At 62.9% G+C, this 18,534-nt stretch carries 19 protein-coding genes, 1 tRNA gene and 2 pseudogenes; 10 read left to right on the top strand and 12 right to left on the bottom strand.

Going from position 1 to position 18,534, the window contains the following annotated elements; all coding sequences use genetic code 11:
- Window positions 1-10: 10 nt before the first annotated feature.
- The 5 genes from nqrE to AC2FNS_RS12505 are packed head-to-tail and all read right to left on the bottom strand — an operon-like array spanning window position 11 to window position 4,637.
- Window positions 11-619 (bottom strand): NADH:ubiquinone reductase (Na(+)-transporting) subunit E, encoded by a 609-nt coding sequence (gene nqrE, locus AC2FNS_RS12525; protein WP_170453916.1) that lies wholly within the window; start codon window positions 617-619, stop codon window positions 11-13.
- The gene (locus AC2FNS_RS12520) at window positions 619-1,272 is read right to left on the bottom strand and encodes an NADH:ubiquinone reductase (Na(+)-transporting) subunit D (RefSeq protein ID WP_093963366.1); all 654 of its coding nucleotides are present in this window, start codon (window positions 1,270-1,272) and stop codon (window positions 619-621) included. The genes nqrE and AC2FNS_RS12520 overlap by 1 nt, the downstream gene beginning before the upstream one ends.
- Window positions 1,272-2,087, bottom strand: a complete 816-nt coding sequence (locus AC2FNS_RS12515; protein ID WP_496682671.1) for a Na(+)-translocating NADH-quinone reductase subunit C — start codon at window positions 2,085-2,087, stop codon at window positions 1,272-1,274. Before AC2FNS_RS12515 ends, AC2FNS_RS12520 begins: the two co-directional genes overlap by 1 nt.
- A complete protein-coding gene (locus AC2FNS_RS12510) occupies window positions 2,080-3,288 on the bottom strand; it encodes an NADH:ubiquinone reductase (Na(+)-transporting) subunit B (RefSeq protein ID WP_496727680.1) in 1,209 nt (402 codons plus the stop codon). Before AC2FNS_RS12510 ends, AC2FNS_RS12515 begins: the two co-directional genes overlap by 8 nt.
- Before the next feature lie 5 nt (window positions 3,289-3,293).
- Window positions 3,294-4,637 carry a Na(+)-translocating NADH-quinone reductase subunit A gene (locus AC2FNS_RS12505; RefSeq protein ID WP_496727681.1) on the bottom strand — a complete coding sequence of 448 codons (1,344 nt, stop codon included), beginning with the start codon at window positions 4,635-4,637 and terminating at the stop codon, window positions 3,294-3,296.
- A gap of 299 nt (window positions 4,638-4,936) precedes the next feature.
- Between AC2FNS_RS12505 and AC2FNS_RS12500 the strand changes: the two genes are divergently transcribed.
- Both AC2FNS_RS12500 and AC2FNS_RS12495 read left to right on the top strand, forming a co-directional pair.
- Complete coding sequence (locus tag AC2FNS_RS12500; RefSeq protein WP_496713044.1) at window positions 4,937-6,049, top strand: THUMP domain-containing class I SAM-dependent RNA methyltransferase; 1,113 nt, start codon at window positions 4,937-4,939, stop codon at window positions 6,047-6,049.
- Window positions 6,050-6,142: 93 nt separating this feature from the next.
- Window positions 6,143-6,219, top strand: a tRNA-Pro gene (locus AC2FNS_RS12495).
- Window positions 6,220-6,567: 348 nt separating this feature from the next.
- Here AC2FNS_RS12495 and AC2FNS_RS12490 read toward each other — a convergent pair.
- The 7 genes and pseudogenes from AC2FNS_RS12490 to AC2FNS_RS12460 all read right to left on the bottom strand — a co-directional run.
- Window positions 6,568-8,100 carry a cryptochrome/photolyase family protein gene (locus AC2FNS_RS12490; RefSeq protein ID WP_496803873.1) on the bottom strand — a complete coding sequence of 511 codons (1,533 nt, stop codon included), beginning with the start codon at window positions 8,098-8,100 and terminating at the stop codon, window positions 6,568-6,570.
- Window positions 8,101-8,164: 64 nt separating this feature from the next.
- Window positions 8,165-8,317, bottom strand: a complete 153-nt coding sequence (locus AC2FNS_RS12485; RefSeq protein ID WP_496682710.1) for a DUF2256 domain-containing protein — start codon at window positions 8,315-8,317, stop codon at window positions 8,165-8,167.
- A 2-nt stretch (window positions 8,318-8,319) separates the two neighbouring features.
- Window positions 8,320-9,882: an FAD-binding domain-containing protein gene (locus tag AC2FNS_RS12480; RefSeq protein WP_496713040.1), complete on the bottom strand. Its 1,563-nt coding sequence runs from the start codon at window positions 9,880-9,882 to the stop codon at window positions 8,320-8,322.
- Window positions 9,883-10,271: 389 nt separating this feature from the next.
- Window positions 10,272-11,213 carry an aldose epimerase family protein gene (locus AC2FNS_RS12475; RefSeq protein ID WP_496713038.1) on the bottom strand — a complete coding sequence of 314 codons (942 nt, stop codon included), beginning with the start codon at window positions 11,211-11,213 and terminating at the stop codon, window positions 10,272-10,274.
- Window positions 11,213-12,667: a xylulokinase gene (gene xylB / locus AC2FNS_RS12470; RefSeq protein WP_496713036.1), complete on the bottom strand. Its 1,455-nt coding sequence runs from the start codon at window positions 12,665-12,667 to the stop codon at window positions 11,213-11,215. The genes AC2FNS_RS12475 and xylB overlap by 1 nt, the downstream gene beginning before the upstream one ends.
- 231 nt (window positions 12,668-12,898) lie before the next feature.
- A pseudogene (locus AC2FNS_RS12465) lies at window positions 12,899-13,221 on the bottom strand (hypothetical protein); the annotation flags it as partial.
- A gap of 287 nt (window positions 13,222-13,508) precedes the next feature.
- Window positions 13,509-13,889, bottom strand: a pseudogene (locus AC2FNS_RS12460) (SDR family NAD(P)-dependent oxidoreductase); the annotation flags it as partial.
- Between the two features lie 40 nt (window positions 13,890-13,929).
- Between AC2FNS_RS12460 and AC2FNS_RS12455 the strand changes: the two are divergent.
- From AC2FNS_RS12455 to AC2FNS_RS12420, 8 genes are read left to right on the top strand one after another with little or no spacing between them, the layout of a single operon-like run.
- On the top strand, window positions 13,930-14,271 hold the full coding sequence (locus AC2FNS_RS12455; RefSeq protein ID WP_496713034.1) for a hypothetical protein: 342 nt from the start codon (window positions 13,930-13,932) through the stop codon (window positions 14,269-14,271).
- A 1-nt stretch (window position 14,272) separates the two neighbouring features.
- Entirely contained in the window at window positions 14,273-15,190 is a 918-nt protein-coding gene (gene arcC, locus AC2FNS_RS12450) for a carbamate kinase (RefSeq protein ID WP_496713032.1), read from the top strand.
- Entirely contained in the window at window positions 15,187-16,578 is a 1,392-nt protein-coding gene (gene atpD / locus AC2FNS_RS12445; protein WP_496713030.1) for a F0F1 ATP synthase subunit beta, read from the top strand. Before arcC ends, atpD begins: the two co-directional genes overlap by 4 nt.
- The gene (locus AC2FNS_RS12440) at window positions 16,575-16,985 is read left to right on the top strand and encodes an ATPase (protein WP_496682695.1); all 411 of its coding nucleotides are present in this window, start codon (window positions 16,575-16,577) and stop codon (window positions 16,983-16,985) included. Before atpD ends, AC2FNS_RS12440 begins: the two co-directional genes overlap by 4 nt.
- Entirely contained in the window at window positions 16,982-17,269 is a 288-nt protein-coding gene (locus AC2FNS_RS12435) for an AtpZ/AtpI family protein (protein ID WP_496682697.1), read from the top strand. Before AC2FNS_RS12440 ends, AC2FNS_RS12435 begins: the two co-directional genes overlap by 4 nt.
- Window positions 17,266-17,553: an N-ATPase subunit AtpR gene (locus AC2FNS_RS12430; RefSeq protein ID WP_496685437.1), complete on the top strand. Its 288-nt coding sequence runs from the start codon at window positions 17,266-17,268 to the stop codon at window positions 17,551-17,553. Before AC2FNS_RS12435 ends, AC2FNS_RS12430 begins: the two co-directional genes overlap by 4 nt.
- On the top strand, window positions 17,553-18,248 hold the full coding sequence (locus AC2FNS_RS12425; RefSeq protein WP_496682703.1) for a F0F1 ATP synthase subunit A: 696 nt from the start codon (window positions 17,553-17,555) through the stop codon (window positions 18,246-18,248). Before AC2FNS_RS12430 ends, AC2FNS_RS12425 begins: the two co-directional genes overlap by 1 nt.
- Window positions 18,245-18,532 carry a F0F1 ATP synthase subunit C gene (locus AC2FNS_RS12420; protein WP_490362510.1) on the top strand — a complete coding sequence of 96 codons (288 nt, stop codon included), beginning with the start codon at window positions 18,245-18,247 and terminating at the stop codon, window positions 18,530-18,532. Before AC2FNS_RS12425 ends, AC2FNS_RS12420 begins: the two co-directional genes overlap by 4 nt.
- The last annotated feature ends 2 nt before the right edge of the window (window positions 18,533-18,534 follow it).

Here is an 18,534-nt window from a genome sequence, read left to right as displayed (position 1 = left end):
CCCTGCCCCTTTACAGTTTGACGCCCGAGAAGGACATGAAGGCCATCGCCATCAGACCTGCGGTGATGAAGGTGATGCCAAGGCCCTGCAGCCCGTCGGGGATGTCGGAATATTTCAGTTTTTCGCGCACGCCCGCCATGGCGGTGATCGCCAGCGCCCAGCCAAAGCCCGAAGACAGGCCATAGGTCGCGGCTTCGGCAAAGTTGTAGTCGCGTTCGACCATGAACAGCGAGCCGCCCAGGATGGCGCAGTTCACCGTGATCAGCGGCAGGAAGATCCCCAGCGCATTGTAGAGCGGCGGGAAATACTTATCGAGGATCATCTCGAGGATCTGCACCATCGCCGCGATCACGCCGATATAGGAAATCAGACCCAGGAAGGTCAGGTCCACGTCCGGGAATCCGGCCCAGGCCAACGCGCCCGGTTTCAGCAGATAGTTCAGCAGCAGGTTGTTGGCCGGAACAGTGATCGCCTGCACCAGCATCACCGAGATCCCCAGACCCAGCGCCGTCGAGATCTTTTTCGACACGGCGATGAAGGTGCACATGCCCAGAAAGAAGCTGAGCGCGAGGTTTTCGACGAAGATGGCCTTTACGGCCAGTGAGATGAGCCCTTCCATCAGTGCGCCTCTACCTGCTGGATCTTGTATTCACGTTCTTCGACCTGGTTCGGCTTCCACGTGCGGAAGGCCCAGATGATCAAGCCGATGATGAAGAAGGCCGACGGCGGCAGCAGCAGCAGCCCGTTGGGGACGTACCAGCCGCCGTTGTTCACGGTCTCCAGAATGGTCACCCCGAACAACGAGCCCGAGCCGAACAGCTCGCGGATGATACCCACCAGCATCAGGATCAGGCCATAGCCCATGCCGTTGCCCAGACCGTCGATGAAGGACGCCACGGGCGGGTTCTTCATGGCAAAGGCCTCGGCCCGGCCCATCACGATGCAGTTGGTGATGATCAGGCCCACGAAGACCGAAAGCGTTTTCGAGATCTCGAAGGCATAGGCCTTGAGGATCTGGTCGACCAAGATCACCAGCGACGCGATGATGACCATCTGCACGATGATCCGGATCGAGCCGGGTATCTGGTTGCGCAGGCATGAGATGAAAAAGGACGAAAACGCCGTCACGAACATCACGGCCAGCGACATCACGAAGGCCACTTGCAGCGACGAAGTTACCGCCAACGCCGAGCAGATGCCCAACACCTGCAGCGTGATCGGGTTGTTGTCGACAAGCGGGTCGACCAGCAGATCTTTCTTGGTCTGTGACATCAGATCTCTCCTGCTTGCAGCTTGGCCAGGAACGGAGCATAGCCCGCGTCCCCCATCCAGAATTTCACCAGGTTGTCGACGCCGACCGTGGTCAGGGTCGCGCCGGCCAGCGCGTCGATGTAGAAGTCAGGCCCTGCGGCGGGCATGGTCTTGGCGACGGTGATCTGCAGATCACCAGCATCGTCGCGCAGCTTCTTGCCGTTCCACAGGGCTTTCCAGCGCGGGTTGTCCACCTCGGCACCCAGACCCGGCGTTTCACCGTGCTGATAGAATTGCAGCCCGAAGATGTCGTTGCCGTTCTCTTCCAGCGCGATGAAACCATACAGTGTGGACCACAACCCGTAGCCGTGGACCGGCAGGATCACCTTATCCAGCGCGCCGTTCTCGTCGCGCAGCAGGTAAATCACGCGGTATTTCGCCTTGCGGCCGATCCCGGCAGGGTCGTTTTCCAGAGGTTCGCTCAGCTCGGGGTCGCTGGCGGCGGCAATGTCGTCGAACGTGGCCGGGTCGAACCGGTCGTCGACGAATTCACCCGACGCCAGGTCCAGCACGTGCGGCTCGAACGCGGCAAAAGCCTCGGCCACGTCGATGCCGGGTTCATAGACGCCCGCGACCTGCAGAACGTTGATCTGCTTGTCCTTCAGCTTGTTCGCCTCTTGCACCGGGCGCAGGCTGACCGCGGCGGCCGACACGATCATCGAGGCCACGAGGCACACAGCGACGGCGATGAAGATCGTCTTGCCCACCGAATCCGGCGAGGCCGCCAGGAACCGGGCGATGGCGCCTTTGGGTTCAGGGGATTGCGTATCAGACATGGCGACGCGCCCTCCGTTTGATGTTTGCCTGCACGACGAAATAGTCGATCAGCGGCGCAAAGACGTTGCCGAACAGGATGGCCAGCATCATGCCTTCGGGGAAGGCCGGGTTCACCACCCGGATCAGCACGACCATGACACCGATCAGCGCGCCATAGATATAGCGGCCCATGTTAGTGTGGCTGGCCGAGACCGGCTCGGTCACCATGAAGGCCAGGCCGAACGCATAACCGCCCAGCACGACGTGCCAGTACCAAGGCATCGCGAACATCGGGTTCGTGTCCGACCCGATCAGGTTCAGCAGCAGGGTAAAGCCGATGGTCCCTGCCAGACAGCCCACGATCAGGCGGTAGTTGGCGATCTTGGTCATCAGCAGGAAGGCCAGGCCGATCATCGCGGCAAGGGTCGAGGTCTCGCCAAAGCTACCCTGGATCGTGCCAAAGAAAGCATCCCACCAGGTCATGCCCTGAGCGGCCAGCGCCTGATACCCGTCAGCCGCCGACACCGCCAGCGCCGTCGCGCCCGAGAAGCCATCTACCGGGGTCCAGACGGCATCGCCCGACATGGACGCGGGATAGGCGAAGTACAGGAAGGCCCGCCCCACCAGCGCAGGGTTGAGGAAGTTCTTACCGGTTCCACCAAACACTTCCTTACCAATGACCACACCAAAAATGATCCCCAGCGCCACCTGCCACAACGGCGCGGTGGCCGGCATGATCAGCGTGTACAGCATCGAGGTGACAAGAAAGCCTTCGTTCACCTCATGCCCACGCACGGTGGCAAAGATCACCTCAAAGGTGCCGCCGGCGACCAGTGTCACGATATAGATCGGCAGGAAATACATCAGCCCGTGCATCACGTTGGCAAAGATGCTGGACGGGTCCAGCGAAATGCCCAAGGCCTGCAGGATGGCGATGCGCCAACCGGTTGCCGACTCCGGGCCCAGCGTCGCGATGGCCGAGTTGGCCTGGAACCCGGTGTTGTACATGCCCCACAGGATGCAGGGGATGGTGGCGATCACGACATAGGTCATGATCCGCTTCATATCCACGTATGACCGCGCATGCGGCGCCACGGTGGTCACGGTTTTCGGAGTGTAGATGAAGCTTTCCACCATCTCGTAGATGGGGAAGAACTTCTCGTACTTGCCGCCCTTGGTGAATTGCGGCTCGATCCGGTCAAAGAAGTTGCGCAAACCCATGTGGATCAGCCCTCCTTTTCAATCTTGGTCAGGCAGTCGCGCAGCGCCAGCCCGTATTCGTACTTGGCCGGACAGGCAAAGCCCACAAGGCCCATGTCCTCTTCGTCCAGCTCCAGCGCGCCCAAGGCCTGCGCCGTGTCGGTGTCCATCACCAGCAGCGCCCGCAACAGTTGCGTCGGCAGGTAATCCTGCGGCATCAGTTCTTCGAAGGTGCCGATGGGCACCATGGCGCGGCGACCGCCGTTCAGGTTCGACGTGAAGGCGAACAGCTTTTGGGCAAAGGCCGAGCCCAGAACCGGCTGCACCGCGTATTTCGACGGCATCGGACGGATCCAGCCCATCGGGATCTGGTCGTGATCCTCGCGGATAATGCAAATCTGACGCGCAAAGCGTCCCAGATAGGCGAACGGCCCGGTGGCGTGACGGCCCGACAGAACCGAGCCGGAAATGACGCGGGCTTCGCCGTCTACATTGATCTCGTCGCGTGTCAGATCCTCGGTCGAGGCCCCCATGACGGTGCGGATCAGACGCGGCTGACGCGCGCCGGGACCGGTCAAGGCGACCACCACGTTCGGGTCCAGATGGTCCGATTGCAGCAGCCGCCCGATTGCGATCACGTCCTGATAGCCGATGGTCCAGACGGTTTTCTCGGCGGTCACGGGTTCGAGAAAGTGGATATGCGTGCCGGCAAGGCCCGCCGGATGGGGGCCGCTGAAGGCCGCGGCCTCGACGCCCGGCAGATCGGCGCCTGGGATCGTGTCGCCATCCTTCTGGCACAGATAGGTCTTGCCTTCGGTCAGCTTGGCCACGGCGGCCAGACCGGCGGCAAAGGCCTCAGCCGCGTCGTTGATGATCAGCGCGGCATCGGCGGCCAGCGGCTCGCTGTCCATGGCGGTGACGAAGATCGCGGCGGGCTGAGTGCCCGGCTGCGGCATCTTGGAATAGGGCCGCGTGCGGAATGCGGTCCACAGGCCGGCGGCGCACAGCTTGGCGGTAAGGCCCTGCGCGGTCTCGGCATCGCCCACGCCCGAGAAATCAACACCGGGGTCGTTGGGGTCCGACACTTCGATGACGACGCTCTGCAGCACGCGCCGCGCGCCGCGGTTAATGGCCACGACCTTGCCGGTCAGCGGCGCAACCATCATCGCCTCGGGCGCGTCCTTGTGGCAGAACAGCGGCGTGCCGCGCTGGACGAGGTCCCCTTCCTGCGCCAGCATACGGGGTTTCAGGCCGATGTAATCGGCACCCAGAACGCCCACGGTTGAATAGTTCGGACCCGGCTGGATGCTTTGCTCGGGCGCGCCCAGAATCGGCAGATCCAGCCCTTTTTTCAGTTTGAAAGTTTGCATGTCGCTACGTTCTTCCAAGCCTTTTTCTTGCGCCCGCCATGCAGGCCCGATGATCCGAGCACTGAACAGCGCGGAGTTCCGCCCGCCCCGTCGCAAAAGCAACGCAGACCGGCCGAAATCCGCAGGCGTCTTTCCGATTACGGCCCCTTTACGCGGCACTGCGTCCAAACGCAAACCTGTTACCGCCAAAATCGCCACCGAAACCAAAAAAATCTGCGAAATCCAGCGCCGAAATACCCAAAACCCGGTACGCGCAAATTCCTGTCGCACGCCCACAAGCGCTGGTGTATGCACCCGGGATGGACACAGCCGAGCTTGAAATCTTTCTGGTGGCCACGCCCGGGTTGGAAAAGCCCTTGCTGGCCGAGACCATCCGCAACGGATTCGCCGGTGCGAAGCAAGTGCCCGGCGGCGTCTTGCTGCGCGGCGGCTGGCCCGAGGTCTGGCGGGCCAACCTGATGCTGCGCGGGGCCAACAAGGTTCTGGTCCGGCTGGGGTCTTTTCCCGCCGTGCATCTGGCCCAGTTGGACAAGCGCGCGCGCAAGTTTCCCTGGGGCGACGTGCTGCGCCCGGACGTGCCCGTCAGGGTCGAGGCCACCAGCCGCAAATCCCGTATCTACCACGCCGGTGCGGCGCGTCAGCGCATCGAACGCGCGATCTCGGACACACTGGGCGCCCCGCTCGCCCAGGATGCGCCGGTGCGGGTGCTGGTGCGCATCGAGAGGGACATCTGCACCCTGTCGGTCGACAGCTCGGGCGATCCGCTGCACAAACGCGGCCACAAGGCGGCGGTGGCCAAGGCGCCAATGCGCGAGACGATGGCAGCCATGTTCCTGCACGAATGCGGTTTTGACGGGTCCGAGCCGGTACTGGACCCGATGTGCGGGGCTGGCACCTTCGTGATCGAGGCGGCCGAAATCGCGCTTGGCCTTCCGCCCGGCCGGTCGCGCGACTTTGCCTTTCAGCATCTTGCGACGTTCGATGCCGCCGAATGGGCCCGGATGCGCCAACCGCACGACGCCGCCGGGACCGGGCTGCGGTTTTACGGCTCTGACCGGAATGCGGGCGCGATCGAAACCGCAACGGCCAACGCGCAACGCGCCGAGGTCGATACGGTCACGCGGTTTCGACAGGCTGCGGTCAGCGACATCAAGCCGCCTGCCGACCAAGCCGGGCTGGTGATCGTGAACCCGCCCTATGGCGCACGGATCGGCGACGAAAAACGCCTTCGGTCGCTCTATGGCAGCCTGGGCAAGGTGCTAATGGCACGGTTTTCGGGCTGGCGGGTCGGGATCGTGACCAGCAACCAGTCGCTGGCGCGGGCGACGCGCCTGCCCTTGGTCGCGCCGGGGCCGGTCGTCGATCACGGCGGCACCAAGATCCGGTTGTACCGAACCGACCCCTTGCCTTGACCACGGCGGTGTCCGGCGAAGAGTTTTGAGCGCATTGCCCCAAGAATCCCTCTTGCACATTCAAATCGCCGGGTATAGATCACGCGCCACGGTCGGAGTGTAGCTCAGCCTGGTAGAGCACTGTCTTCGGGAGGCAGGGGCCGGAGGTTCGAATCCTCTCACTCCGACCAATAATTCAAGGCGCCCTGTGGCGCCTTTTTTGTTGGCAAGACAGAGCTCCAAGGTTCGTTGAACCTCATTGCTATTCGAACTCCAGAACTCTGGCAGCCTTCCGCAGATGCTCGGGACTGAACCGAGCGTAGGTCGACGCCGTGATTCTAGTATCGGTGTGACCGAGATACTGAGAGCTATCTCATCCACCTTAGACCCTGTGCACGGCTCCCCAACCTTGGACCACTGGAAGCTGGAACTTCCCGGCTGTTTCACGATCACGGACTGGTAACGCCAGGTGCGCGCGGTAGGTCGCTGGCGCTGGCCATTCTAGAAATATACGACACAACCCTTGCCGGAGCGTGGCCTCAGACCGCGTCGCCCGCCTCCATTCGGGCAAGGAAGGTTTCAGCCTCGGAAAGGATCTGCGCCCGCGTCGCATGCGCCCGTTTGCTCCAGCCGCGATAGATCGGCCCCATGCGCGGGTTCTGCGCGAAGCGCTCTCGGTGACGGTCTAGAAAGTGCCAGTAGAGAAGGTTGAAAGGACACGCATTCGGCCCCGTCTTTTCTTTGACGTCATAGGCGCAACCGACGCAATAGTCCGACATCCGGTCAATATAGGCGCCGGACGAGACATATGGTTTTGACGCCACCACGCCGCCATCGGCGAATTGGCTCATGCCCAGGGTATTCGGTGCCTCGACCCATTCAAAAGCATCCGCATAAACCGCAAGATACCATTCATGGACCTCGGCCGGGTCAATCCCGGCCAAAAGCGCAAAGTTGCCCGTCACCATCAGCCGTTGAATGTGATGGGCATAGGCGAATTCGCGGGTCTGCCCGACCACCTCGGCAATGCAGCGCATGCGCGTCGGTGCCCCCCAGTAGAATTTGGGCAGGCTGCGTTTATGGGCCAGCACGTTGTTGTGAATGTATCCCGGCCCTTCCAACCACCAGACTCCACGGATGAATTCCCTCCAGCCGATGATCTGTCGGATAAAGCCCTCGACCGCATTGATCGGTGCCCGGCCCGCCCGCCATTCGGCCTCGGCAGCCCGGCAGACCTCTAGCGGAGACAGGAGCCCAAGGTTGAGAGCTGGCGAAAGCAGAGAATGGAACATCGTCGGGGCCCCGGTGACCATGGCGTCCTGAAAATCGCCAAAACGTGGCAGAGCATGGCGCAGAAAATGCTCGAGCAGTTTCTGCGCCTGATCGCCGTCGGTCGGGAGTGAGAAAGGTTCGACCGTACCGAAGTGGCCGGAAAAGCGCTCCCCCACCAGGTCGAGCACCGCGCGCACGGTGGCATCTGGCGCAAATGCGGGCGGATCGGGAAAAGCAAGGCCAGACTTGGGCGGTTTTCGGTTCTCGGCATCGAAGTTCCAGCGCCCCCCGGCGGGTTGCTCACCTTCCATCAAAAGGCCCGTCTTGCGGCGCATCACGCGATAAAACCACTCCATGCGTAGCGCCTTGCGGCCCTTGGCCCAAGCGGCGAACTCCTTGGTCGAGCAGATGAACCGGTCATCTTCGAGGAGCAGCATCTCCAGCGGAGTCTCTTCCAGCGCGGCTGCAAGCCGCCAGTCGCCCGGTCGGATGGCAATGACCTCGGTTGCACCAGTCTCATCCGCACGACGCAGCAACTCGCCCGGAATCGAGCCGGCATTCTCGGGGTCGTCCAGCCGGCTGTAAGCCACGCGCCAGCCGTCCGCCACCAGCCGCGCGGCAAACTTGCGCATCGCGGCGAAGATCAACGCGATCTTTTTGGGATGGTGGGGCACACTTGTGGCTTCGGCCAATACTTCGGCCATCACCACGATATCGCGGCGCCGATCGGCCGACCGCAGCGCAGCGCCGTCCACGCTCAACTGATCCCCCAAGACCAATACAAGCCGCGGTGTCAACATGGAACGGCCTTGCAGATGACGTCGAACAAGTTACCGGAACGTCCGGCGACACAGGCTCTTGTGCTCATTTCTGTCTCTCCTTTTTCCTGCGTGCACGACGGCACGCATCGGAACAATGGCGTACCTCATCCCAAACCCGCGCCCATTTCCGCCGCCACACGAAAGGCCTGCCACAGGTCGCGCAGGTCTTTGCGGGCAAGTCGCCCTTTCGGCGCATCTTCACAGGCCCAAATCCAGTTTGAGTTGGCGGTCGTCGGCCGTGCAGCGCCCGGCTTTGCGGTGCCGCCGCGCCCCGCGCCTGCTGCCGTGCAGCGCGAGGACCTTCGCCTTCGCCGCTTGAAACCCGGCACCGCGCCGGGCTTCGGCCATCCGCGCCTTTGCCGCCCGCGCCGCTGTGGCAAGATCGACCACCGGTTCGGGGTATTGCCGCCCCAGAACGCGCCCCGCCCCGGCCCAACGCCATGGCTCATGCAAAAAGGCGTCGGGCACCTCGGCAAGCTCAGGAACCCAGCGGCGGATGAAGCGCCCGTCGGGGTCGTGTTCGCGGCCCTGTTTGACGGGGTTGTAGATACGCAGCGCATTGATACCGGTAACCCCCGACTGCATCTGCACTTGCGGCCAATGGATTCCCGGTTCGTAATCCGTGAAAAGCCGCGCAAGGTGTTGCCCTGTCGGGCGCCAGTCCAACCACAGATGATAGCTTGCCACGGCCATCAGCATCGCGCGCATGCGGAAATTGATCCAGCCTGTGGCGGCAAGGCTGCGCATACAAGCATCAAAAAAGGGAAACCCGGTTTCGCCCTGCTTCCAGGCTTGCAACAGTTCTGCCTCGGGCCGGCGCGGGCGAATGTCGTCAAGCGCCGGGTGCATGGCGCGCTCTTCGAGATCGGGCGCATCCTCAAGCTTTTGCATGAAGTGGCTGCGCCAGTGCAACCGTTCCTCAAACGCGGCAAGCCCTGCAGGCCAGCCCGCCCGGCCGTGCATCGCCGTGCGCGCCTTGGCTGTGCGCGTGGCCTGCACCACTTCGCGCAGGGAAAGGGTGCCAAAAGCCAGATGCGCCGACAACCGCGCGCAGGTAAACGGTGCGGTTCGGGGGCTCGATATCCCACGCCTGTATCCCCCCGCGCGCGTCTCCAAGAATGCAGAAAGGTCGCTCAGGGCCGCAGCTCTGCCCCCGCGCTGGCGGCCCGGACAATGGTCAGCCGCGATCCCAATCTCCGCCTCGGTCGGGAGAGCGCCGGGCGCCACGCCGGACAGCGGTACCAGTGCACCCGGCGGGCTGGCCACCGGCGCCGTCATCTCGGCCTCCCAGCGATTGGCCCAGCCATCCCGGGATGCAAGCCTGCGCACGACGCCACCCTGGGGCAGTTCGTGCCACTGAATCCCCTGCGATCGGGCCCACTCGGCAACTTGCTTGTCGCGTCCAAAGCTCCACAGGTTGCCCGTCTCCTCGTGCGACCAGATCGCGGCCAAACCCTGCCTGGCGTGAAGCTCTGCCAGAACGTCGACTGCGGCGCCGGTTCGGATCACAAGCGGCTGACCCTTTGATGCGAGGTCTGCGGACAGTTCAGCAAGGCATTGGCCAAGGAAGGCAAACTGCCGACCCGACGCGTCCGCCGACCGCCATTGATCCGGATCGACGATGTACAGAGGAAGAACCGGCCCCGCGGCCGCCGCCCGAGCAAGCGGAGCGTGATCCTGTATGCGCAGATCTCGCTTGAACCATACGACCTGCAAGGTGGGGCTTCTGGAGCCCGGTCCGGTCCGCACCACCGGCCTCATGCTGTGGATAGGGTACCGACCGTGTGGAGGGATTCTTCCGCAATGTCGAATTTTGCAAAAACCATACCATCGTTCCCGTTCGTCGGGCCATGTCTGCTGGCGTCTACCACTATGTTTCTCCGCTTGGCCATGCTCTCATAATCCACGACCTCGGGGCGACGTCTCGGTGCGTTGGGCGGCCCGGCAAACCGCGCCGCGTAGCCCAAGATCGGGGCATGGATCAACGGACCTGGTCTGGACGCGCCGCATTTGCTCATCCGCTGTCGTATCACTCAAATGATACGGACATGCCCGTCAATCGGATCACGCAACCCGTCTCGACTGCTTCGTTTTCGGCCAGCAGAGATCTGCATGGCCCGGGTGCGTAGCGGCAAGCCCTGCGCCCGGGTCTAGGCGATCTCGAGGATCAGCGTCTGGCGATAGGGCCGGTCAGGCGTGCAGACAATCGCCGGAAATGCCGGGACATTCGGCGCATTCGGATAGCCCGACGGCTCGATGCAGACCCCGGCATACGGCGCGAAAGGCGTGGACAGATGGGCGGCGGAATAGACCTGCGCCCCGGGCTGATCGGACCGAACCGTCATCGTCAGACCCGACGGAGCCGCAAGCGCGGCAACCGGCTGATCCAGCATGCCGCTGGTGCGGAACACGAAGAAATGATCAAGATCCTTGGCGGCCTGTCCAATCCGCCGGGACGACGAGAAATCCAGCCCGACCGATGCGGACTCGACGATCCTGCCGCGTGGAATCCCCTGATCGTCCAACTCCAGGTGACGATGCGACGCCAGTTGCAGGAGGTGTTCGGAAATGCCTTGGGCGGACCCCAATGTGTAGTAGTTGTGCTGCGCGATGCTGATCGGGGTCGGCCTGTCCGGCCAAGCCGAGATCAAATACGTCAAGCGTGGGCAATCCAACCGGACCTGCACCTCGAACCGAACGGCCCCCGGAAACCCACAGGTACCGTCGGGCGAGATATGCACCAGCACCGCCTCGCGTCGGGAAAGCCGCTCGACCTGCCAAGACTGTCGCGACAACCCGTCGGACCCGCCATGCAGCGTGTTTCGCCCTTCGTTGGCACTGAGCGCGTGTCGAGTGCCGTTCAACTCGAAGCCTGCCCCGCCAATCCGGTTGGCGACCCGCCCAACAATCGCGCCCAGATAGAACGGGTCGTCCAGATATTGGGACGGGTCGTCATAGCCAAGGATCAGCGGTTGATCCTTGTACCACCACCCCTGCGTGATCGCGCCATGGCCCAGCATTGACACCCGCATGCTCCCATCCTGCAGGTGGACAACCGGAATTTCAGCCAATCCCTTCCGATTTTTGTTCATCATCCGGCCAATGGCGCCAGCGCCTTGTAATATGCGCTGTATCGTCGATAAGCGCTGTCATAGGCTTCGATCAGATCATTCTGCGGTTCGATGACGGCGTCGATTTTGGGCGGTGTCATCACCGTTTCGGGTGTTGCGTGCCCGGCAGCGCACATGGCCAACCGCGCCGCACCCAGTGCTGCGCCAAACGCGCTGCCTTCAGGCAGGGCCAGCGGCACGTTCAACGAGGTTGAGATCGTCTGCAGCCAAAAGCGGGATCGCGCCCCACCACCCACGGCAACCAATTGCGCCGGCTCGGTGCCCGTGGCCCTCAGTGCCGCAAGACAATCGCGCATCGCAAAACCGACCCCCTCCATCACGGCCTGCACCAGATCCGTCGACCCGGTTGCGATGTCGAGACCCAAAAAAGCCCCGCGGATGGCGCTGTCATTGTGCGGGGTCCGCTCGCCAGAGAGATAGGGCAGAAAAGTCACCGGTGACGGCCCACAAGGCTCGGCAGCCAGCGCCCCGGCCAGCACCTCGACCGGTTGACCCAGATTGCGTGACAGCCAGTTCAAGCTGTTGGTCGCAGAAAGAATGACGCCCATCTGTATCCAACGCCGGGGGACCGCGTGGCAAAAACAATGAACCGCCGTCTCGGGTGCCGGTGCATAACTGTTCCGGGCCATCAGAAGCACACCCGAAGTGCCAAGAGACAGAAACCCGGACCCCTCGTCGATGCTGCCGATACCGCAGGCCGCAGCTGCGTTGTCGCCTGCACCTCCGGCGACGACGACCGGGCCAGACAGCCCGAATTCGCGGCACAGATCCTGCCGCAGCTCGCCGCCGGGTTCGGTGCCTTCGACCAGACGGGGCATCTGGTCGGACCGCATGTGGCCCAGCTCGAGCGCCAAGTCCGACCAGTCCCGCGCGCCGACGTTCAGCCAGGACGTTCCCGCGCTGTCTGACAGGTCACTGACATAATCTCCAGTCAGCCAGAACCGCAGATAATCTTTCGGCAGCAACACCATGGCCGTACGGGCAAACAGGTCGGGTTCATGGGTGCGGACCCATTCGAGTTTGGGCGCCGTAAAACCGGGAAACACGATATTGCCCGTGGTTTGGCGCATCCCAGGGCTTTCGTCCAGCGCTTTGGCCTCTTGCGCCGACCGTGTGTCGTTCCACAGGATGCATGGCCGCAGCACTGCACCATCCCGGTCCAACAGCGTCGCGCCGTGCATGTGCCCGCTCAACCCGATCGCTCGTACGGCGTCCCAAGACCGCCCGTCGGCGTCCCGAAGCCGGCCCATGACGGTCCTGCAGGCCTTGATCCAGTCCTGCGGGTTTTGTTCGGACCAGCCCGGATTCGGGGTGGATGTGGCAACCCCGGCCTCGGCTTCCGCAACAACCTGCCCGGCCCCGTCCACAAGAATGCCCCTGAGACCCGATGTCCCCAGATCCAGACCCAGATACATATGATGTGGCCCCGCCCGTCCAGTTAGCGAGCGCAAATTGTTTCTTGAGCCGCAAGAATGTCAACACTGAACACCGCCCCTCGGGATGATCCAATTGGATTGTTGGTGAACGACCGGCCTTTGGACTGAAGTTGTCCCACCTTTTCGGACAACTTGGCAGCCTTTCCGAGGTGTATGCGCTTTGTCGCTAAAACCGGGTGAAGGGTAGACTTCCCCTTTCCCCGAACGGATTTACACCATGGCCCGTATGACCGGAGTGGCAAGCGCGGTGTAGCGGTGAGCACGGCGAAGCGGACCTGGATGTCCGCGACCTGCCCGTCGAAGCCCCTTTCCATGAGGCGTTGGCCCATCAGTTTCACGCAATGCATCTTGGGCTCGACGCGGCTTTGGCGGTGATATCCGCTCTTTCCATTGCCGGCAGGCGCACCCGCAGGATACTGCCAAGAGGGGTCGCCAAAGCACGCGACCCGGGGATCGTGACGCGTTGGCCGCTTCTTTTCGGGCGATGCCCCGGCGCTGGCAGGCTTCCACGGGCTGGCTTTCGTGCGCCGCGGGTCGGATTGCCGTTCTGTGCCCCGTCGCTGGTCAACGCCGCGATGGCGTTCATGACCTGTGCCGCATGGTCGGGGTTGGCCGCCGCCGGGTGCGGGTAGACAAAACGGCCGCTGTCATTGTCGAAAAAACGCCCCGAAGCCTCGGCGAATTCGTCCGACAGCGCCGCGCGGCGCAGGGTGTCGGCGCCGATGGCCAGGTCGTTGCCGACCACGCCAAAGCCTTCGCGCACCATTTTCGACGCCAGCAGCGAACCGGGATTGACCGCAACGAAAACCGGCCGCTGCGGATGCGCCCGTGCCATCTCCTGCGACCAGATGGTGAAGACCAGCTTGCTTTGGGCATAGGCCTCCATGTCCGAAAGCGGCCGCTTGCCGTGCATCGCCCCCACGTCCACCGGCGCCTGCGCGGCCGATGATAGGTTCACCACACGGCCCCCGGCCAGGATGATCGGCAAGAGCCTTCGGGTCAGAAGATGGGGCGCCAGCGTGTTGACTACGAAACGCACGTCCAGCTCCTTGGGCGTCAGCGGCTGCGGGGTCTTGTAGACACCAGCATTGTTGATCAGCACACCCAGCCGGTCATGGCGGACGCGCACGGCCTCGGCCAGCGCGGCGGCCCCGTCGAGGCGGGACAGATCGGCACGGAAGGTTTCAGACGCCCCGCCCACCGCCCGCGCGGCGGCGGCGCGCTTTTCGGAGCAGCACGCGGTGGCCGTCCGGGACGTCGATTTCGTCTACACCGATGTATGGGTGTCCATGGGCGAGTCGGATGAGGTTTGGTCACAGCGTATGAAACTGCTGCACCCGTACCAGGTGAACGTCGCCCTCATGGCCAAGACCCGAAATCCGCAAGCGCGTTTCGTGCACTGCCTGCCGGCTTTTCACAATGCCGAATCCTCGGTCGGTGCAGAAATCCAGAGCAAATTCAGGCTGGACGCAATGGAAGTAACCGAGGAGGTGCTCGAAGGCCCGAACTCGATCGTTTTCGACCAGGCCGAAAACCGGCTGCACACCATCAAGGCCGTTCTGGTCGCCACGCTGGGGGCCTAAGATGCTGGTAGCCGCGGCCTTGGGCGGGAACGCGCTGTTGCGGAGGGGCCAGCCGCTGACCGCGGAGGTTCAGCGCGCCAACGTGCGTCGAGCGACCAAGGCGCTGGCGGACATCGTCGGGGCCGGGCATCGGCTGGTGATCACGCATGGCAACGGCCCGCAAGTTGGGTTGCTGGCGCTTCAAGGGGCAGCCAGCGGACCGGATGGCGCATTCCCTCTGGACGTTTTGGGGGCCGAAACCGAAGGCATGATCGGCTACATGATCGAACAGGAGCTGGAAAACGCGCTGGCCCATGTGCACCCGGTGGCGACCCTTCTGACCCAGGTTCTGGTCGACCGCAACGATCCGGCTTTTCGCAAACCGACCAAGTTCGTCGGCCCAGTCTATGACCGCGCCGAAGCCCAGGCGCGCGCCCGCGCAGCTTGTTGGACCATAGCGCAGGACGGGGACAAATGGCGGCGCGTCATACCATCGCCCCGCCCAGTCGAGATTCCAGATTTTCGGGTTCTGAACCTGTTGTTGGACCAGGGCGTGATCACGATCTGCGCAGGCGGCGGCGGCATACTCGTCATCCGCAAGGATGACAGCAGCCTGATCGGAATCGAAGCGGTGATCGACAAGGATGCGGCCAGCGCCCTGCTGGCGCGTCAATTGCGGGCGGACGCATTGTTGTTGCTGACGGATGTCGACGCGGTCTATCATGATTTCGGAACCGACGCGGCCAGGCCGGTTCCAAGACTGACGCCCGACGAGGCGCGCGCATTGGATGCCCCCGCCGGTTCCATGGGGCCCAAGCTGGCAGCGGCGGCGGATTTTGCCCAATCCGGCGATCTCAGCGCGATCGGACGGCTAGAAGATGCGCTAGCGCTTCTGGCCGGCAGGGCCGGGACCCGGATCGTTTCCAAGGAACTACCATGACCCAATCCGCCGATCTTCAAAACCGTGCCACCGGCCAAATCGTCGCAATCCGCGGCGGTGTGGTCGAGGCGGCATTTCCAGACCCCATACCCCGCGTCAAGGAATTGCTTTACGCCGGAAGGATCCCGCTAGAAGTGGAGTCGCTGGCAGAAGGCGGCGTGGTGCGGACAATCGCCTTGGCCCCGGTTCACGGGCTGGGGCTGGGTATGCCGGTGCGCGCAACCGGCGCACCGATTACAGTGCCGGTGGGGGATGCGGTTCTGGGCAGAATGTTGGATGTATTCGGCCGACCGCTGGACGGGTTGCCGGAACCGGCGACCGACTTGACCCGACCCGTTCACCGCCCGCCGCCTGCCCTAGCAGATCGCACCGTTCGGGCCGAAGTCCTGGAAACGGGCATCAAGGTGATCGACCTGCTGTCCCCGATCGAGCGGGGCGGCAAGACCGGCCTATTCGGAGGTGCCGGTGTCGGAAAAACGGTACTGATCACCGAATTGATCAATAACACGGTCCAAAGCCACGAGGGCGTCAGCCTGTTCTGCGGAATCGGCGAACGCTCGCGAGAAGCCGAAGAACTTTACCGGGAAATGGGCGCTGCCGGCGTGCGGGACAAAACCGTGATGCTGTTCGGCCAGATGAACGAAGCCCCCGGCGTGCGGTTTCTTGTCGGCAACACCGCCTTGACGATGGCCGAGTATTTCCGCGACGACGCGCACAGGGACGTTCTGCTGCTGATCGACAATATCTTTCGTTTCGTGCAGGCCGGATCAGAGGTTTCGGGCATGCTGGGCCGGATGCCGTCCAGCGTGGGCTACCAGCCGACGCTTGCTACTGAACTGGCGGCACTGCAAGAGCGTATCGCCTCGACCAGACGTGGGGCGATCACCTCGATTCAGGCGGTTTATGTGCCCGCCGACGACTTTACCGACCCGGCCGCAGCGCACATCTTTTCGCACCTCTCCGCCTCGGTCGTGCTGTCGCGAAAACGCGCCAGCGAGGGGCTGTATCCGGCGGTGGATCCGCTGGCCTCAACCTCGGTCATGTTGTCTGCGTCGGTCGTGGGCGAGCGCCACTATGATGTTGCGCGCGCCGTGCGCAGGACGCTGGCCGAGTACGAGGAACTGCGCGACATCATTGCGATGCTGGGACTTGAGGAACTGTCTGCAGCGGATCGAACCACAGTCGCCCGCGCCCGCAGACTGGAGCGGTTTCTGACCCAGCCGTTCTTTACCACCCATGCATTTACAGGCACCCAGGGTCGGCGCGTGACGATCGACCAGACGCTGGACGGGTGCGAGGCGATCCTGAACCAGGATCGGTTCGATCTGCCGGAAAGCGCCTACTACATGATTGGTGCGCTGGACGAAGTGAAGGAGCAGGCCGCATGACGATGGCACGCGACATGCATGTGACACTGAGGCTCCCGACCCGAACACTGTTCGACGGCAAAGCCACCGCCTTGACCGCCGTCGCGCCCAATGGCGGCTTTGGCCTGCTTCCCAACCATGTCGATTTCGTCACAGCGTTGGTACCATCGGTTCTGACCCTGAAAACCCCTGAAGGCGCTGAGTGTTTTTTTGGGATCGACGAGGGTGTATTGGTCAAGAAGGGCCATGATGTCAGCCTGGCGATCAGGCGCGGCGTGAAAGGGGACGATCTGGACAGTCTGCGCGCCACGATCAAGGCAACGTTTCTGCACATGGACGAGGACGAACGCGTCGCGCGCTCGGCGTTGTCGGGGCTTGAGGCCAATCTGGTCCGTCGCTTCGCCGAATTCAGAAAGAACGCGCCATGACCCAGAAGACCGACAGATCCGCCGAAGAGATTTCCCGCCGGGCCGAACGCATGAAGGCCGCGCGCGACAACCCCGGACCCAGCCCGTTGCGCGGGATTGGAACCTTCGGAATGATCGGTTGGTCGATCGCGGTTCCAACTGTCGGCGGCGCATTGCTGGGGTTGTGGCTGGATCGGATCGCTCCACAGGATTTCTCGTGGACCCTGGCGCTGATCCTGGGAGGGGTGGCAATAGGTGGAATGATCGCATGGGCCTGGGTGAACAAGGAAGGAAGTGAGAAATGATCGATTGGAACTGGGTCAGTTTTCTGACTGGCTTCGCATCAGGAGCCGCTGTCGGGGTCTTGTACTTCGCAGGTTTGGCGATGAGTGTTCGCTTGGCGCTGCGTGCGGCGCGACCCACCGGCCTGCTGCTGATCAGTTCGGCACTTCGGATCGCGACGGTCCTGGGGTTCGGCTGGCTGGCCGCGCAGGCCGGGCCGGCACCCCTCGCCGGCTTTGCCTTGGCCTTTATGCTTGCACGAGTGACGGCGATTACACTGGCACGCCCGGCAAACGGAGCGGCCTGATGGAGCTGACACCGGACTCGATCATTGTTTTCACTGTCTGGGGCATCCCGATCAATGCCACCATCTTCAACACGTGGATCGTCATGGGGTTGTTGACGGGCCTGTCGGTCGTGGTCACACGAAACCTCCGACCAGACACGCCACCCAATCGCTGGCGCACGACGCTCGAGGTGATCATCCAGGGCATTCAGCATCAGATACAGGAAATCACCCGGCGCCCGCCCGGCAGCCTGATCTATTTCGTCAGCACCCTGTTTCTGTTCATTGCCACGTGCAACCTGTTCGAAGTCGTTCCGGGCTTTGACGCCCCTACCGCTTCGTTGTCCACAACCACGGCGCTGGCGCTGTCGGTGCTGATCGCCGTGCCCATGTTCGGAATTTCAAGGCGCGGTCTGCGTGGCTATCTGAAGACATATCTCGAGCCATCGCCCATCATGCTGCCCTTCAATATCATCGGAGAGATCTCGCATGGGGTGTCATTGGCGATCCGCCTCTATGGCAACATCATGAGCGGCGCGGTGATCGCCGTGATCCTACTGAGCGTGGCGCCGTTCTTCTTTCCCGTATTGATGGATCTGCTGGGCCTGCTGACCGGGCTGATCCAAGCCTACATCTTCGCAATTCTGGCCACCGTCTACATCTCTGCCGCGATTTCGGATTCCGATGAGACGCAAAACGAAAAGGAACAGACATGACCGACCTAGCAATCATCGCCGCGGTTTCGATCTTTACGGCGGGACTGACGGTTTCATTCGGCGCCATCGGTCCAGCATTGGGCGAAGGCCGTGCGGCAGCCCAGGCTCTGGCGGCGATCGCCCAGCAGCCCGATGCCGCCCCCACCCTGTCGCGCACACTTTTCGTCAGTCTGGCCATGATCGAATCCACCGCGATCTACTGTTTCGTCGTCGCGATGATCCTGATTTTCGCCAACCCGTTCTGGGACACCGCTCTGGAACTGGTTCGGACATCGGGTCAATAGAG

The organism is Ruegeria sp. BHSA191 (assembly GCF_059613325.1).
Note: the sequence above shows the minus strand (reverse complement) of the source record. Positions and strands in the feature narration are given on the sequence as shown.

Bases quoted from the DNA above. Each gene is read 5' to 3' on its own strand.
- nqrE (WP_170453916.1), bottom strand. From the start codon at position 619: ATGGAAGGGCTCATCTCACTGGCCGTAAAGGCCATCTTCGTCGAAAAC.
- AC2FNS_RS12500 (WP_496713044.1), top strand. From the start codon at position 4,937: ATGGACACAGCCGAGCTTGAAATCTTTCTGGTGGCCACGCCCGGGTTG.
- AC2FNS_RS12480 (WP_496713040.1), bottom strand. From the start codon at position 9,882: ATGAGGCCGGTGGTGCGGACCGGACCGGGCTCCAGAAGCCCCACCTTG.
- AC2FNS_RS12420 (WP_490362510.1), top strand. From the start codon at position 18,245: ATGACCGACCTAGCAATCATCGCCGCGGTTTCGATCTTTACGGCGGGA.
- AC2FNS_RS12485 (WP_496682710.1), bottom strand. From the start codon at position 8,317: ATGCGCCGAAAGGGCGACTTGCCCGCAAAGACCTGCGCGACCTGTGGC.
- arcC (WP_496713032.1), top strand. From the start codon at position 14,273: ATGCTGGTAGCCGCGGCCTTGGGCGGGAACGCGCTGTTGCGGAGGGGC.
- AC2FNS_RS12515 (WP_496682671.1), bottom strand. From the start codon at position 2,087: ATGTCTGATACGCAATCCCCTGAACCCAAAGGCGCCATCGCCCGGTTC.
- AC2FNS_RS12435 (WP_496682697.1), top strand. From the start codon at position 16,982: ATGACCCAGAAGACCGACAGATCCGCCGAAGAGATTTCCCGCCGGGCC.
- AC2FNS_RS12510 (WP_496727680.1), bottom strand. From the start codon at position 3,288: ATGGGTTTGCGCAACTTCTTTGACCGGATCGAGCCGCAATTCACCAAG.
- AC2FNS_RS12505 (WP_496727681.1), bottom strand. From the start codon at position 4,637: ATGCAAACTTTCAAACTGAAAAAAGGGCTGGATCTGCCGATTCTGGGC.
- atpD (WP_496713030.1), top strand. From the start codon at position 15,187: ATGACCCAATCCGCCGATCTTCAAAACCGTGCCACCGGCCAAATCGTC.
- AC2FNS_RS12440 (WP_496682695.1), top strand. From the start codon at position 16,575: ATGACGATGGCACGCGACATGCATGTGACACTGAGGCTCCCGACCCGA.
- AC2FNS_RS12520 (WP_093963366.1), bottom strand. From the start codon at position 1,272: ATGTCACAGACCAAGAAAGATCTGCTGGTCGACCCGCTTGTCGACAAC.
- AC2FNS_RS12490 (WP_496803873.1), bottom strand. From the start codon at position 8,100: ATGTTGACACCGCGGCTTGTATTGGTCTTGGGGGATCAGTTGAGCGTG.
- AC2FNS_RS12430 (WP_496685437.1), top strand. From the start codon at position 17,266: ATGATCGATTGGAACTGGGTCAGTTTTCTGACTGGCTTCGCATCAGGA.
- AC2FNS_RS12425 (WP_496682703.1), top strand. From the start codon at position 17,553: ATGGAGCTGACACCGGACTCGATCATTGTTTTCACTGTCTGGGGCATC.
- xylB (WP_496713036.1), bottom strand. From the start codon at position 12,667: ATGTATCTGGGTCTGGATCTGGGGACATCGGGTCTCAGGGGCATTCTT.
- AC2FNS_RS12475 (WP_496713038.1), bottom strand. From the start codon at position 11,213: ATGAACAAAAATCGGAAGGGATTGGCTGAAATTCCGGTTGTCCACCTG.